We start from the raw sequence: 14,234 nt of genomic DNA, 5'->3' as shown, positions 1-14,234 counted from the left end.
CAGTATGGAAGAAATGAAAAAGGAGCAGATCCCTCAGATCGGCAGCCGTTTGCGGCAGCATATTCTGAAGATCCCGGAGGCGGTTTTCCAAGCCAGCGGAATTATCATCAACGGACGCAGGATCAAAAGCTTTGTCTTTACCACCGATCTTGCAATTATTCGGAATTGTGACGCCGATGCCGTGTTTGCGGTCTATCCCTTTACTCCGCAGCAAGCGATCAGCGATGCAATCATTCGCTCCTCTTATATCCCGGTGTTCTGCGGCGTTGGTGGCGGGACGACCAAGGGAATAAGGACGGTATCCTTGGCGAAGGACGTGGAGTCGCAAGGTGCTATGGGAGTTGTGCTGAATGCACCGATTTCCGATCTGAATCTTCTGGCTGTAAGCAACGCCGTAGATATTCCGGTGATTATCACGGTGACGCATGAGGGCACGGACATTGCCAGCCGTTTGCAGCATGGCGCTGCGATCTTAAATATCGCCTGCGGAAAAGAGACTCCGAATGTTGTACGAAAAATCCGCTCGGAGTTTCCGAATGTTCCGCTGGTTGCATCCGGTGGGAAAACCAACGAAAGCATCTATGAGACAATCGTGGCCGGGGCCAACGCTATTACCTATACGCCGCCCTCGACGCAGGAATTGTTTAAGGAACTGATGGCAAAGTATCGAACTTAACGGTATTATAAACAACAAAGATTATGGGAGCAAACCAATATGTTTGAGCTATTAAAGAAAATGAAACGCAAGGAGTGGCTGACTGCCGGGCTTTGCGCCATTCTGGTATTGGGTCAGATCTATTTTGATCTGCGCCTGCCGGACTATATGAGCGACCTGACAGTACTTATCAAGACCCCTGGCAGCGCAATGAGTGACATCTGGCAAACAGGGCTTGAAATGCTCGGCTGCACGCTCGCAAGCGCTCTGCTTGCGGTAATTTGCGGATACTTGGCAGCGCAGACTGCCGCAGGCTTCAGCTATACAATCCGTGAAAAGGTGTTTAATCAGGTGGCGGATTTCGGTCAGTATGAAATGCAGCAGTTTTCTGTTCCGAGCCTGATCAACCGCACGACGAATGACATCACGCAGATCCAGATGCTTGTGGCAATGGGCCTGCAAATTATGATCAAATCTCCGATCATGGCGATTTGGGCGGTCATAAAGATCATCAACAAAAGCTGGACGCTGTCTGTTATCACCGCCGGCTTTGTCGTGGCGCTGCTTGCCATGATGGCAATCGTCATTGCGGTGATCGTGCCGCGTGTCCGCCGTGTGCAGAAATTGACGGATAACATCAACCGTGTATCCCGTGAAAATCTGACGGGCATCAATGTGGTGCACGCTTATAATGCCGAGAAATATCAAGCGGAAAAATTTGAGCAGGCCAACGACGAATTGATGAGAACGCAGCTGTTCAATCAGCACGGATTTGCGATGCTTATGCCGGCTGTCTCGTTCGCTATGAATACTTTGGCATTGACCGTCTATTGGGTAGGCGCATCTATCGTGGAAAAGGTCGCACTTACAGATGTCGCAGCGAGGATCGCAACATTCGGTGACATTATGGTATTCGGCACCTATGCAACCTATGTCATCATGTCCATTATGATGATGGTCATGATTGTAATGTTCTTCCCTTCGGCCCAGGTTTCTGCCGGGCGTATCAATGAGGTGCTGAATGCAAAAATCACCTTACGGGAAGGAAAATCGGACAACGCTCCCGAAGTGGGCACAGTCGAGTTCAAGGATGTTTCCTTCCACTATCCCACCTCGGATAAGGATGTATTGGAAAACATCAGCTTTAAGGTGAATAAAGGTGAAACCATTGCATTTATCGGTGCGACCGGCAGCGGTAAAACAACGCTCATCAGCCTGGCAGCTCGCTTTTACGACACGACCTCCGGCACGGTCCTGATCGACGGAAAGGATATAAAAGAATACACCTTCGACGCCCTTTACGACCGTATCGGATATGTAACGCAGAAAGCGGTTCTGTTTGCCGGTGACATCCGGGATAATGTGCTGTTCGGTGAAAGCGCCGCAGTTCCTACCGACGAAAACGCACAGAAAGCCTTGGAACTTGCCCAGGCAAGTGAATTTGTCGAAAAACTGCCCGGCAAATTAGATGCACCGATTTCACAGGGCGGATCCAATGTTTCCGGCGGACAGAAGCAGCGTTTGGCAATCGCCCGTGCGTTGGCGAGAAATCCCGAGATTTTGATTTTCGATGACTCCTTCTCCGCATTGGACTACAAAACCGATGCAGCGCTGCGAAAAGGTCTTGCCGAAAAGCTCGGCGGCGTTACCTGCATGATCGTTGCCCAGAGAATCGGTACGATCCGCAACGCCGATAAGATCGTCGTTCTGGATGAAGGCAAGGCCGTTGGGATCGGTACGCATGAGGAACTGATAAAGAATTGTGCTGTCTATCGAGAAATTGCCATGTCGCAGTTGTCCGCCGAAGAACTGGGCGCATAAGGAGGTGCTCTGTAAATGAACGGAAATCAAATGATGGGGCGCCGAACAGGCGTGCCCGAAAAAAGTAAACGAGGAATAAAGGGCGTTCTGAAAGAACTGTTTACCTATTCTTCAAAATTGCGGCTGCCAATGATCATTGCGTTTGTGTTTTCCATGATCGGCGCTGTCTTGACGATCATCGGGCCAAACCAGCTTAGTCGTATCACGGATCTGATCTCAGACGGACTGATGACCGGCATTGACCTTTCTGCCGTTGCAAAGGTGGGAGGCGTCCTGCTGGCGATCTATCTGATCGGTGAAGTGTGCGGATATATTGAGCAATATATCATGGCTACCGTTACGCTGGATCTGTCCAAGAAAATGCGGCGGGATCTTTCCGATAAAATCAATAAGGTCCCTATGAAGTGCTTTGGGAAAATCTCGCACGGCGATATTCTGAGCCGTGTGACAAATGATGTCAGCACGCTTCAGCAGGCACTTTCCAACAGCCTTCCGTCGATGATCAGTGCAGTTGCCCAATTCGTAGGCTGCCTGATTATGATGCTTGTGACGGAGTGGCGAATGGCGCTTGCAGCGATCGCCATTACGCTGATTGGATTCGTTGTAATGGCGGTAATCATGTCCCGTTCTCAAAAATACTTCGTCGCCCGTCAGCAGAGTCTCGGTAAGCTCAACGGCTATGTGGAGGAAATGTACTCCGGCCATGATGTTGTACGCATTTCCCGTGCCAACAACGAGATCAAAAAGAACTTTGCCGGGATGAACCGTGCGGTTTACGATGCAAACCGGAAAAGTCAGTTTCTATCCGGCGTTATGCAGCCGCTGATGAATGTGATCGGCAATCTCGGTTATGTAGCGGTCTGTGTGATCGGTGCGGCTTTGGTTATGGATGGGCAGATCACCTTTGGCGTAATCACGGCATTTATCATGTTTGTCCGCTTGTTTACCTCCCCGCTCAGCACACTGGCACAGGGTATGACGCAGATGCAGACGGCAGCTGCCGCCGGAGATCGGATATTCGACTTCCTGCAGGAGGAAGAACTTTCGGATGAAAGCTATAAGACCGAGAAATTGACCGAGGTGCATGGCGAGGTCGAATTCGACCATGTTCGCTTCAGCTATCCGGATAATCCGGACAAAATCATTATCAAAGATTTTTCTGCTCACATCAAGCCGGGGCAGAAAGTCGCTATCGTCGGTCCTACAGGTGCCGGTAAGACAACAATGGTCAACCTTTTGATGCGGTTCTTTGATCTGGTCGGCGGCGATATCCGCATTGACGGTATTTCTACCTCCGATTTGACACGAGAAAACATCCACGAGCTGTTTGGCATGGTGCTGCAGGACACCTGGCTGTTTGACGGAACCGTGCGTGAAAATCTCGTTTACAACAAAACAGGGGTTACGGACGAAGAACTTGAAAAGGCCTGCCGTGCGTGTGGGATCTATCACTTTATCGAGACGCTTCCGAATGGCTTTGATACCGTGCTTGGAGAAAATGTGGTCATTTCCGCAGGGCAAAAGCAGCTCTTTACCATTGCTCGTGCCATGATCAAAAACAGCCCAATGATGATCCTGGACGAAGCGACCAGCTCGGTCGATACACGGACGGAGCTGATGACGCAGAAGGCTATGGATACGCTGACAGAGCACAGAACCAGCTTCGTGATCGCTCATCGGCTTTCTACCATTAAAAACGCTGACCTGATCCTTGTGATGAAGGAAGGCGACATCATCGAACAGGGCACGCATGAGGAACTGCTGGCACAGGGCGGTTTCTATGCTGACCTATACAACAGCCAGTTTGACAAAGCATCTTAATCAGAAGGGAGAGACAACCATGAAATCCTTGGCAATCGAAAGAGAATTCGGAAGCGGCGGCCGTGAGATCGGTATGCGTGTTGCCGAATTGGCAGGAATACCTTACTATGACGGTGAGTTGCTGATCAAAGCCGCTGAAGCCCAGGGTGTATCTATCGAACTGCTGAAAACCTACGACGAGCAGCGTACAGGTAGCTTTCTGTATGACATTGCTGCTTTTTCGGACTACGCACGTAACCGGAAGAACACAGTCTATGAGCTGTTCGAGGGAATTCGTCGGACAATGGTAAACATCGAGCTGAAAGGCCCTGCTGTTTTTATTGGCAGATGCTCCACGGTGATCCTCGGGGAAAGCCCTCGTGTTCTGAAATCATTTATTTATTCATCCGATACCGAGAAAAGGGTGGAACGCATTATCCGAACGGAAAATGTTTCGGAGACTGACGCAAAATATCTGATGCAGAAAAAGGATAGGGATCGGAAAAACTATTTCCACTTCTGGACACAGAAGGAGTGGGCAGATAAGAGCAATTACGATATTCTGCTGAATACATCCGGCGTGTCCACGGAGGCATGTGCCCAAATGCTTCTTGCTGCGATAAGCGGCCAGCCACAGAAGTAATTCAGCATTTCCAACGGCCGCTATGCAAATCAAAGAGGTATCAAACTTATGAAACATTTTTTGCGTTGCTTGCTTTACATAGCGGCCTTGGGTGTTGTGTTTTTTGTAGTCGGACGGTTAGTACCAAAGTCTTGGTTCAAAGCGGATCATTTCCCGTGGCGGTGCTATTCATATGAACAAGCAATATGGAAAGCGCTGCGTGTGAAGCAGTGGCAGGCAAAGGTGCCGGATATGAGCCGTATTTTTACAAATATCATGCCGGCAAAAAAGCTAAAGCGACAAACGCTTTCCGATTTGCCCAGAATGATCCAAGAAACCTGTGTTGCAGAGTGGACACACGGTATCTTATCGATTGCAGGGCTTGCAATGCTATGGTTCTGGCCTGGTATAGGAGGTATTTGCATGACGGCCGTTTACATTTTGCTCGGCAATTTGCCATTTATTGTGGTACAGCGTTTCAACCGGCCTCGCTTACAAAAATTACTCTTAAAGCAACAGCGCAATATGCAAATTCGGAACTTACCACGATATGAGGAGCAGCTACTAACGACGATAGCACCGTAAACCCTTATCTCGCTTTTGCCGCACGTTACGAATGGATGGAATGTTATGCAAAGAAGCACGAAAAAAATCAAACCGGAGGTGGACTACCGCCAGTTTCGTTTCAAAAAAATGAATACGCCGGAGTTTTCACATGTTAAGTTGCTGCTGTTTTGGCCGTTTTTCGGATTGATGTTTATGTTTCTTGAACGGTTTCAGCCGGAAAGACATTATTACGTTGTACACTGTGCGCTGGACGACTTGATCCCATTCTGGGAATGGGCGCTGATCCCGTATCTTCTGTGGTTTGTTTTTCTCATCGGAGCACTTATCTATACCTTTTTCTTTGACACAAGAGCCTTCCGAAGAATGATGCACTTTGTTATCGTTACATACGGCATCACATTGCTTATTTACATCGTATTTCCGACCTGCCAGGAATTACGACCGGAGCATTTCGATGAACCCAATATACTTACTGATTTTATAACGGGGTTTTATTCATTTGACACCAACACGAATGTCTGTCCTTCTCTCCATGTTATCGGCTCGTTTGCCGCTATGTTTGCCCTGTGGGATTGCAAACGCTTTCAAAATGTTGCATGGAAGATCGTGTTCGGCATCATCGCAGTATGCATCAGCCTTTCGACTGTTTTTATGAAACAACATTCTGCTGTGGATGTCATAGCTGCATTGCCTGTGTGCGCTTTGGGCTGGTGGCTGGGTTACGGAAAGAAAGAAGCATCAGCTCAGACCTCTGCAGTGGAGAAATAGATATGGATAAAAAATTTAAGCAACAGCTTGGCTTGATTGCTTTCGGCGTTGCTCTATTCACAGCATTAAACAACTTGAACTATATTTCGGACTTTTTACATGTGTGTGCGGAATTGCTCACCCCTGTATTTGCAGGGTTGCTCATGGCGTTTATCCTGAGCGTTCCGATGCGCGGGATCGGCAAGCGTCTTTCTCGCCTTATGCCCAAAGCAAGCGAGCGCACAATCAATGTTTTAAGTTTGATTATTACATTGTTGCTTTTAGTCGCTATTATCGTGCTACTATGTGTCATTGCGATTCCTCAGCTCATAGCCTCCGTAAAAAGTATCATTTCTCTTATTAAAGAAAAGTGGCCCGACTGGGCAGCGGTGCTGCGCAATTATGGCTTTGATACCGCTGAGATCAGCGCATATCTCAACAAGTTGGATTGGAAAACCATTGCCGAGAAGGCAATGAACGGAGCAGGCGTAGTAATAGGCTCCGTTGTCAGTGTTGCCGGCTCTACAATATCTACTGTTGTCAACGCAGCCGTTTCGCTCGTGATCATGTTTTATGTTCTGGTTGGAAAGCAGGAACTTGGCAAACAAACAAGACGGGCGCTGTACGCTTATTGCAAAGAATCTGTCGCAGATAAGGTCTGCCATATCGCAAAGCTGTCTCACGATACCTATGCCAAATTTCTTTCAGGTCAATGTGTAGAGGTGCTGATACTTGGTACGCTGATTTTCCTTTCGTTTTCTATATTCCGGATCCCTTATGCCGGGCTGACGGCGGTTTTGACCGCAGCTTTTGCCTTTGTACCATACATTGGAGCGTTCTTGTCCTGTGCAATCGGTATGTTGCTGACTTTGCTGGCTGAGCCAAACAAGGTGATCCTATGCCTGATCGTCTATCAGGCGGCACAGTTCGTTGAAAACCAATTTATTTACCCTCATGTTGTGGGAAGCAGTGTCGGGCTATCTCCGTTTTGGACCTTGCTCGCCGTCCTTTTGGGCGGGAAGATGTTTGGCGTTTTAGGTATCATCTTCTTTATCCCGTTGATGGCGGTGATCTCACAATTACTGCATGAGAATATTGAACACCGTTTGGCTGTGCGGAAGCTAAAGAAAAACGACCTCATCCAAAAATCTGACTGAGCACTTCAACAAATGATATGGTTACGGCGCAGCCGAAAAAAGGCTGCGCCGTTCTTTTATTATGCTCGTTCTCTCAGATCCAAACGGGAATACTATGATCCTGAGCAAATTCCCTTTTGTTTCGTTTCAGTTTAGAAAAGGACATTATAATTTCTGCAAATCTGGATAAAAGGAAAGGTGCTGATGAAAAACGTTATCTTTAAGGGTATAAAGGCCTTGGCTATTCTGTTTGTGCTTTACATACTGATCAGCCTGATCGTCCCGCCGATATTCCAAAAAGAACCGATAGAGCTCGAAGGAGCCGAGTTCGCCGGTACAGGTGTGACAGAACGGGTTCTGTGTATTGACGATAACCGTGAAGCGCTTATCTGGCGTCTTCGACTGATAGACAGGGCCGAAAACGAGATCATTCTGTCAACATTCGATTTTCGGGTGGATAACAGCGGGAAAGATATGATAGCGGCCTTGAATGAGGCTGCCGAGCGTGGGGTGAATATCAAAATACTCGTTGACGGAATTTCCGGAGATATGTATTTGCGCTGCAACAGGCTGATCGGTGCATTGGCGGCTAATACGAATGTACAAATCAAGCTGTATAACCCCATCAATCTTATGACTCCTTGGAAAATCAATTACCGCCTGCACGACAAATACCTGATCGTGGATGGAAAGCAATACCTATTAGGCGGAAGAAACACAAACGATTTGTTCCTCGGAGAATATAAGGACAAGGAAGACCGCAACATTGACAGAGAAGTTTTGGTCTGCTCTGATGGGACGAACAGCTCGACCGAGGCCTTGACAGCATATTTTGCGAAGATATGGGATTTGCCCTGTAACAAGGAAATCTCCGGCAACCGGAGAAACCTCCAAAAGGCACAGGAAACGCTCCGAACGCATTATACAGAACTACAGGGATCGTATGCCGAGGCTTATTTGCCGGTGGATTTGGAAAGAGAGACGCTGGAAGCCAAAAGTATCACACTTCTCTCCAACCCAACCTCGCCGGAAAACAAAGCACCTGTACTCTGGGAGCAATTGAGCGGCATCATGAAGAACGGCGAAAGCATTTTGATTGAGACTCCTTATATTATCTGCAATAACGGTATGTATGAAACACTGGCAGGCTTCTGTGAGGGCGGTCGCCGGGTCCAAATCATGACCAATGCCATTGAAAGCGGAGCAAACCCCTTTGGCTGCACAGACTACCTGAACGAGAAGAAAAACATTCTTGCAACCGGCAGTGAGGTCTTTGAAGTGTCCTGCGGGCAGTCCCTGCATACCAAAACGATTTTGGTGGACGATCACATCAGTATGATCGGCTCCTATAATCTTGACCTGAGAAGCACCTATCTGGACACGGAGCTCATGCTGGTGATCGACTGCCCGGAGCTGAATCAATGCCTACGGGAAAACGCATCTGTCAAGGCAGAGCAAAGCAGACATGTGCTGCCCGATGGAACAGAGAACGAAGGGCCGGATTTTCAAGGAGAAATGCCGTTTTATAAGAAAGCCGGTTATTTCCTTTTACGACTCCTCACCGGCCTCTTCCGGTATCTGTTGTGAATGATCCGAATCCGGAGGTGCGTCTGTCTTAATCGGCGCACTAAAGATATCCCTTAGCAGAAAGGAAGTTGTAGTATGAAAAAGAATACAAAGAAAATCGTAACAGCGGCAGGAATCGCAGCCGGAACAGCTGCCGTTGCATCGCTGTACGCATATGTCACAATAAAAGCCCTGATCGATACAGCACTTGATCGGGAAATGCCAAAGGTGATGGAAAAAGCAGATAAGCGTATCTCCGGAGAGAAAAGCAGCGACGAGTTCACAAACCGGATGGAGAGTGCCTCTGAAAGCCTTGCCGTACAGCCGAATGAAACGGTTGAAATCATTGCTCATGACGGAGAAAAGCTCGTCGGACATTATTTTCCCTGCGAAAAGCCGGAAAGAGTGATTATTGCTTTCCACGGATGGCGTTCATCGTGGCATCGGGATTTTGGGATGATCTCCGATTTCTGGTACAAAAACAACTGCAGCGTGCTCTATGTTGAGCAGCGTGGGCAGAATAACAGCAGTGGCGAATATATGGGCTTCGGCCTTACCGAACGCTTTGACTGTCTGGACTGGCTGAATTGGGAGATTGAACGCTGCGGAAGCGATATTCCTGTTTACCTTGCCGGTGTTTCCATGGGGGCTACCACCGTACTGATGGCTGCCGGACTGCAGCTGCCGCCCAACGTACATGGGATCATGGCGGATTGCGGTTTTACATCGGCCAATGCGATATGGGAGCATATTGCTAAGGATAACCTCCACATTCGATTCGGCATACGCAGTGCGATTGCCGACAGGATGTGTCGTCGGAAAATACAGGTCGGCTCAAAGGAGCATTCGACGGTAGAAGCTCTTAAACATACCCATGTTCCCGTTATTCTTGTCCACGGCGCCGATGACCATTTTGTTCCGGTAGAGATGACCTACGAGAACTACACTGCCTGTACGGCACCGAAGGATTTGCTGATTGTTCCGGGTGCCGATCACGGTATGAGCTACTTTATGGAACCGGAAAAGTATGAAAATGCCGTAAAGGCGTTCTGGGCAAAATATGATAGACCGAGGTGCGAAGCATGAAATTCAATGATAAGCTGATTACTGCAATCGCAGCAATCGTTGTGGGTGTCCTGTTTATTGCGCTGAAAGGGGACGTGCTGAGTATTGCATTTACTGTTCTCGGCGCAGCGTTGATCGTTATGGGTATTCTGGACGCCGCAAAAAAAGACAGTAAAAGTGGCACTGTGAAAATTGTCGCCGGCCTTGTGACCGTGCTGCTCGGATGGACGCTTGTCAGTATCACGCTCTATATTGTGGCGGCATTGATGATCCTCTATTGCCTGATGAATTTGGTTTCCTCTTTGAAAACAGATGGCTATTCCATGAGTACTGTGCAAAAGCTTCGCACCTATGCAAAGCCGGTCATCGGTCTTGCTGCCGGCATCTGTCTCCTGCTGAACCAAGGCGGTACCGTCTCCTGGGTGTTCATCTTTACCGGTATTGTTTTCATCGCTGAGGGCATTATGATGCTTGCGGAATGCAAAAAATAACTCTCTGTTAAAAGGAGAGCACAAAATTGAATCTGAAACTGAAAGAAAAAATCAAAGAGTCACTCTCCGCCGTTCTTCCAATCACCGGAATTGTTCTGATGCTCAGTATTTTCTTGGTTCCGATGGAGCTTGGCAGCATTGTTATGTTCCTTACCGGAGCGGTCATGCTGATCGTCGGAATGGGATTTTTCCAGCTCGGCGCAGAGATGGCGATGACGCCGATCGGAGAAGGCGTCGGCGTGCAGATCTCGAAAATGAAAAAGCTTATAACGGTTTTGCTGACCGGCTTTGTTATGGGCGTCATCATTACCGTATCCGAGCCGGATCTGCAGGTCCTTGCCGGTCAGGTGCCCTCCGTTCCCAATGCCGTGCTGATTATGACGGTAGCAATCGGCGTCGGCTTGTTTCTTGCGCTGGCAATCGTCCGTATCCGCTATAAGATCAGCTTGCCCCTGCTGCTGATCATCTGCTATGCGGCGCTCATCCTTATATCGCTGTTCGTGCCGAAGGAGTTTCTGGCTGTGGCATTTGATTCGGGCGGCGTTACCACCGGTCCTATGACCGTACCGTTCATTATGGCAATGGGCGTCGGGCTTGCCTCTGTGCGGAGCGATAAAAATGCAGCCAGCGACAGCTTCGGATTGGTTGCGCTTTCCAGTGTCGGGCCGATTCTCGCCGTTTTGATCCTCGGTTGTTTCTACAAACCGACTGAGGCTGCGTATACGCTCACCGATGTGGCGACTGTCGTCACCACCCAGGATGTTGCCCGTGTGTTTGCACAAGGTCTACCGCTGTATGCCAAAGAAGTCCTTGTATCGCTGCTGCCGATCATTGCGGTGTTTCTGATTTTCCAAATGATGACCCGCCGTTACCAAAAGCGGCAGATCAAGCGCATTGCCGTTGGCTTTGCGTATACATACATCGGTCTGGTGCTGTTCCTTTGCGGAGCCAATGTCGGCTTTGCACCGCTCGGCTCCTATCTCGGCAAAGAGCTGACCGGGGTGTCCTTCCGTTGGATTTTGATCCCCATCGGTATGCTGATCGGTTATTATATCGTAAAGGCCGAACCTGCCATCCAAGTGCTGAACCATCAGGTAGAGACTGTTACAAACGGCGCTATCTCCGTAAAAATGATGAACCGCTGCATGTCGATCGGTGTAGCCGTGAGCGTGGGGCTGGCAATGCTTCGTGTTCTTACCGGGATCTCTATTCAATGGTTTGTGATCCCAGGATACCTCATCGCTCTGGTGCTGTCCCGTTTTGTTCCGGATATTTTTATCGGTATTGCATTTGACTCCGGCGGCGTCGCCAGCGGCCCGATGACCTCGACATTTCTGCTGCCTCTCAGCATCGGCGTTTGTGAGGCGCTTGGCGGAAATCTGATGACTGATGCGTTCGGCGTGGTTGCGCTGGTTGCTTTGACACCGCTGATCGCCATTCAGCTTATGGGTCTTGTATATAAACTGAAGACTGAAAAGAGGACATCGACGGGAACGGCTGAAATTGCCGACGATTGCGATGCGATCGTTGACCTTGAGGAGGGTGAGTAAAATGGATTATGAGAAAAAAGTATCTTTTCAGCTATTAACGCTGATCACCACGCCAAAGCTTGCCGAGAAGGCAGCGGAAATGTTCAAAAAGGGTGCACTGCCGCTGCAATATCGCTTCAATGCCGAAGGCACCGCCTCCAGCGAGATCATGGACATGCTCGGTCTCGGCAGCATCGATAAAAGCGTTTTGATCAGCATGATCCCGAAAGAACTATCCGATGTCCTGATGGATAAGTTGCGCTCGGAGCTGCAGTTAAACATGGCAAACAGCGGTATTGCATTTACGATCCCGCTGAACGGAGCAAACAACCTGATTTTGCGTATCCTTGCCCAGAATACGGGAAAGGAAGTATTGAATATCGGAGGAAAGGAAGAAAACAGTATGTCTGAAACAAAATACTCTCTTGTTGCGGCAATCGTGAACCGGGGCTTCAGCGGTGATGTGATGGAAACCGTTCGTGGTGCCGGTGCCAAAGGTGGCACTGTGATTCACAGTCGGCGCATCGGAAATGAGGATGTGACCAACTTTTGGGGCTTGAGCGTCCAGGACGAAAAGGAAATCGTTCTGATTCTGACGGAGTCCGCAAACAAGGTGGCGCTTATGAAGTGTATCGGAGAAAGCTGCGGTATGCACAGTGAGGCGCAGGGGATTGTCATGTCCATGCCGATAGATTCCGTCGCCGGCATTTAAGTACGCAGATCGGAGAAATGCTATGTACTGGAATGATTATATATGGTTTATAACCGCTATGCTGTTTTGCACCTTATTTTCTGCGATTGCAAGCGGAAAGGTTCATTCGGCATTTTCAAAATACTCTAAAGTCCGGTGCCGTTCGGGAAAGACCGGATATGATACCGTCGCCCAATTATTGTGGTCGAATCGGGTAAACGGAATATCCGTCGGGCGTGTAAAAGGAAACCTGAGCGACCACTATGACCCGAGAAGAGGCGTTGTCAATCTTTCCGAAAGCACTTACGGCAACAGCTCGGTGGCATCCGTAGCTGTTGCTGCCCACGAAATGGGACATGTCATGCAGAAACAGGAAGGCTATTGGTTTTACAGATTCCGCACAGCACTGGTTTCTGTAGTGAATTTCGGATCAAGGCTGGCATTGCCATTGGTGTTGATCGGGCTTTTGCTTGACGCCTTTGTGATCAGTGCCGATCCTGAGATGGGATTTCACATCGCAATGATCGGCGTGATTTTGTACGGAACATCCTTCCTTTTTACTTTAGTTACGCTGCCGGTAGAGATCAATGCAAGCCGCCGTGCAGGAAAAATGCTTTTGCAGGAAGGAATACTGACGACAGATGAGATGCCGGGAGCAAAGAAAGTACTGTCCGCTGCTGCTCTCACTTACCTGGCTTCACTTATGACTTCTCTCGTTTATTTTCTGCGCTTTTTCCTCTATGTTTTAACCTTATTCGGCAGACGCAACGACAGGATGTAACCGGCGGAGGAAAGCGTGATTATAGAATGAGCAATATTTTGCTGTTGGATAGAAATATAGACGAGGCAGAGAGGATAAGCAGCTATTTTGAAGCGAGAAGTTATGCAGTCATATGGCCGAAAACCATAGCGGATTTACTTTATCATGTTGTACACAGGGATTTTTGCTTAGCCATTTTAGATGTCGCTCTTTCAGCAGAGGACGACCACCGGTTTCTGGATGCTCTACGCAAAGTAAAGGGCGTTCCCATTTTAGTTTTAGGGTCCGATACGGCGGATGCGGAAGAACGCCTCAATTCTCTGCGGGCAGGTGCGCACGCATATCTGTGTCGGCCGTATTCGATGGAAGAATGCTTTGCGCAAGCGCAAGCCCTCATACAGGCGTATTCGCCACACATGCAAACACGGAAAGAGGAAAATAGCTCATGCAAAATGACAGTGGCCGGAAGGCTGCGTATTTCTCCGGAGAGTCGGCAAGCGTTCCTTGGCGAAAAGGAAATTATGCTGACACGAAAGGAATTTGACCTGCTGCTTCTGTTTGCCGAGAATCCAAACAAAGTATTTACCTGTGATCAGCTTTATGATCTCTTGTGGAGTGAGCAGACTGCATATAATGTTGATGAGGTGGTTAAAGCTCATATAAAATCACTCCGGCAGAAACTGTCCGATGACGATTCGGTCCAGATAAAAAATGTTTGGGGTGTCGGCTACCGATTTTGTTACAACAGAAAATAAAACTACCGAATTCTTCCCGATATATTCCC

General features: G+C 48.7%; 14 protein-coding genes. All 14 read left to right on the top strand.

Annotation, left to right across the window (positions count from 1 at the left end; genetic code table 11):
• Positions 1 to 13 precede the first annotated feature (13 nt).
• The 14 genes from KJS28_RS07355 (at position 14) to KJS28_RS07290 (ending at position 14,205) form a co-directional block, all read left to right on the top strand.
• Complete coding sequence (locus tag KJS28_RS07355) at positions 14 to 676, top strand: beta/alpha barrel domain-containing protein (protein WP_212820633.1); 663 nt, start codon at positions 14 to 16, stop codon at positions 674 to 676.
• Positions 677 to 715: 39 nt separating this feature from the next.
• Positions 716 to 2,476 (top strand): ABC transporter ATP-binding protein, encoded by a 1,761-nt coding sequence (locus KJS28_RS07350; protein ID WP_212819529.1) that lies wholly within the window; start codon positions 716 to 718, stop codon positions 2,474 to 2,476.
• Between the two features lie 15 nt (positions 2,477 to 2,491).
• Complete coding sequence (locus tag KJS28_RS07345; protein ID WP_022177408.1) at positions 2,492 to 4,297, top strand: ABC transporter ATP-binding protein; 1,806 nt, start codon at positions 2,492 to 2,494, stop codon at positions 4,295 to 4,297.
• Between the two features lie 19 nt (positions 4,298 to 4,316).
• Complete coding sequence (locus tag KJS28_RS07340; protein WP_212819527.1) at positions 4,317 to 4,919, top strand: cytidylate kinase-like family protein; 603 nt, start codon at positions 4,317 to 4,319, stop codon at positions 4,917 to 4,919.
• Between the two features lie 48 nt (positions 4,920 to 4,967).
• Positions 4,968 to 5,483, top strand: a complete 516-nt coding sequence (locus KJS28_RS07335; RefSeq protein ID WP_212819525.1) for a glycosyl-4,4'-diaponeurosporenoate acyltransferase CrtO family protein — start codon at positions 4,968 to 4,970, stop codon at positions 5,481 to 5,483.
• 45 nt (positions 5,484 to 5,528) lie between these two features.
• Positions 5,529 to 6,233, top strand: a complete 705-nt coding sequence (locus KJS28_RS07330; protein ID WP_022177410.1) for a phosphatase PAP2 family protein — start codon at positions 5,529 to 5,531, stop codon at positions 6,231 to 6,233.
• 2 nt (positions 6,234 to 6,235) lie between these two features.
• On the top strand, positions 6,236 to 7,369 hold the full coding sequence (locus KJS28_RS07325; RefSeq protein ID WP_212819523.1) for an AI-2E family transporter: 1,134 nt from the start codon (positions 6,236 to 6,238) through the stop codon (positions 7,367 to 7,369).
• A 183-nt stretch (positions 7,370 to 7,552) separates the two neighbouring features.
• The gene (locus tag KJS28_RS07320; RefSeq protein WP_022177412.1) at positions 7,553 to 8,935 is read left to right on the top strand and encodes a phospholipase D-like domain-containing protein; all 1,383 of its coding nucleotides are present in this window, start codon (positions 7,553 to 7,555) and stop codon (positions 8,933 to 8,935) included.
• Positions 8,936 to 9,010: 75 nt separating this feature from the next.
• Positions 9,011 to 10,000, top strand: coding sequence for an alpha/beta hydrolase (locus KJS28_RS07315; RefSeq protein WP_212819521.1), 990 nt, complete (start codon positions 9,011 to 9,013; stop codon positions 9,998 to 10,000).
• On the top strand, positions 9,997 to 10,470 hold the full coding sequence (locus KJS28_RS07310) for a DUF308 domain-containing protein (RefSeq protein WP_022177414.1): 474 nt from the start codon (positions 9,997 to 9,999) through the stop codon (positions 10,468 to 10,470). Before KJS28_RS07315 ends, KJS28_RS07310 begins: the two co-directional genes overlap by 4 nt.
• A 26-nt stretch (positions 10,471 to 10,496) precedes the next feature.
• On the top strand, positions 10,497 to 12,020 hold the full coding sequence (locus KJS28_RS07305; RefSeq protein ID WP_022177415.1) for a DUF1538 domain-containing protein: 1,524 nt from the start codon (positions 10,497 to 10,499) through the stop codon (positions 12,018 to 12,020).
• Between the two features lies 1 nt (position 12,021).
• Entirely contained in the window at positions 12,022 to 12,711 is a 690-nt protein-coding gene (locus KJS28_RS07300; RefSeq protein ID WP_212819518.1) for a hypothetical protein, read from the top strand.
• Positions 12,712 to 12,733: 22 nt separating this feature from the next.
• The gene (locus tag KJS28_RS07295) at positions 12,734 to 13,471 is read left to right on the top strand and encodes a zinc metallopeptidase (protein WP_212819517.1); all 738 of its coding nucleotides are present in this window, start codon (positions 12,734 to 12,736) and stop codon (positions 13,469 to 13,471) included.
• Positions 13,472 to 13,497: 26 nt separating this feature from the next.
• Positions 13,498 to 14,205, top strand: a complete 708-nt coding sequence (locus tag KJS28_RS07290) for a response regulator transcription factor (protein ID WP_022177418.1) — start codon at positions 13,498 to 13,500, stop codon at positions 14,203 to 14,205.
• Positions 14,206 to 14,234 lie beyond the last annotated feature (29 nt).

It is taken from the genome of Vescimonas coprocola, assembly GCF_018408575.1.
Taxonomy (GTDB): Bacteria; Bacillota; Clostridia; order Oscillospirales; family Oscillospiraceae; genus Vescimonas; species Vescimonas coprocola.
This window is presented reverse-complemented; position numbering and strand designations above follow the sequence as displayed.

What these genes read in the sequence shown, in the direction of transcription:
- KJS28_RS07355 (WP_212820633.1), top strand. Translation starts at nt 14, where the DNA reads ATGAAAAAGGAGCAGATCCCTCAGATCGGCAGCCGTTTGCGGCAGCAT.
- KJS28_RS07350 (WP_212819529.1), top strand. Translation starts at nt 716, where the DNA reads ATGTTTGAGCTATTAAAGAAAATGAAACGCAAGGAGTGGCTGACTGCC.
- KJS28_RS07345 (WP_022177408.1), top strand. Translation starts at nt 2,492, where the DNA reads ATGAACGGAAATCAAATGATGGGGCGCCGAACAGGCGTGCCCGAAAAA.
- KJS28_RS07340 (WP_212819527.1), top strand. Translation starts at nt 4,317, where the DNA reads ATGAAATCCTTGGCAATCGAAAGAGAATTCGGAAGCGGCGGCCGTGAG.
- KJS28_RS07335 (WP_212819525.1), top strand. Translation starts at nt 4,968, where the DNA reads ATGAAACATTTTTTGCGTTGCTTGCTTTACATAGCGGCCTTGGGTGTT.
- KJS28_RS07330 (WP_022177410.1), top strand. Translation starts at nt 5,529, where the DNA reads ATGCAAAGAAGCACGAAAAAAATCAAACCGGAGGTGGACTACCGCCAG.
- KJS28_RS07325 (WP_212819523.1), top strand. Translation starts at nt 6,236, where the DNA reads ATGGATAAAAAATTTAAGCAACAGCTTGGCTTGATTGCTTTCGGCGTT.
- KJS28_RS07320 (WP_022177412.1), top strand. Translation starts at nt 7,553, where the DNA reads ATGAAAAACGTTATCTTTAAGGGTATAAAGGCCTTGGCTATTCTGTTT.
- KJS28_RS07315 (WP_212819521.1), top strand. Translation starts at nt 9,011, where the DNA reads ATGAAAAAGAATACAAAGAAAATCGTAACAGCGGCAGGAATCGCAGCC.
- KJS28_RS07310 (WP_022177414.1), top strand. Translation starts at nt 9,997, where the DNA reads ATGAAATTCAATGATAAGCTGATTACTGCAATCGCAGCAATCGTTGTG.
- KJS28_RS07300 (WP_212819518.1), top strand. Translation starts at nt 12,022, where the DNA reads ATGGATTATGAGAAAAAAGTATCTTTTCAGCTATTAACGCTGATCACC.
- KJS28_RS07295 (WP_212819517.1), top strand. Translation starts at nt 12,734, where the DNA reads ATGTACTGGAATGATTATATATGGTTTATAACCGCTATGCTGTTTTGC.
- KJS28_RS07290 (WP_022177418.1), top strand. Translation starts at nt 13,498, where the DNA reads ATGAGCAATATTTTGCTGTTGGATAGAAATATAGACGAGGCAGAGAGG.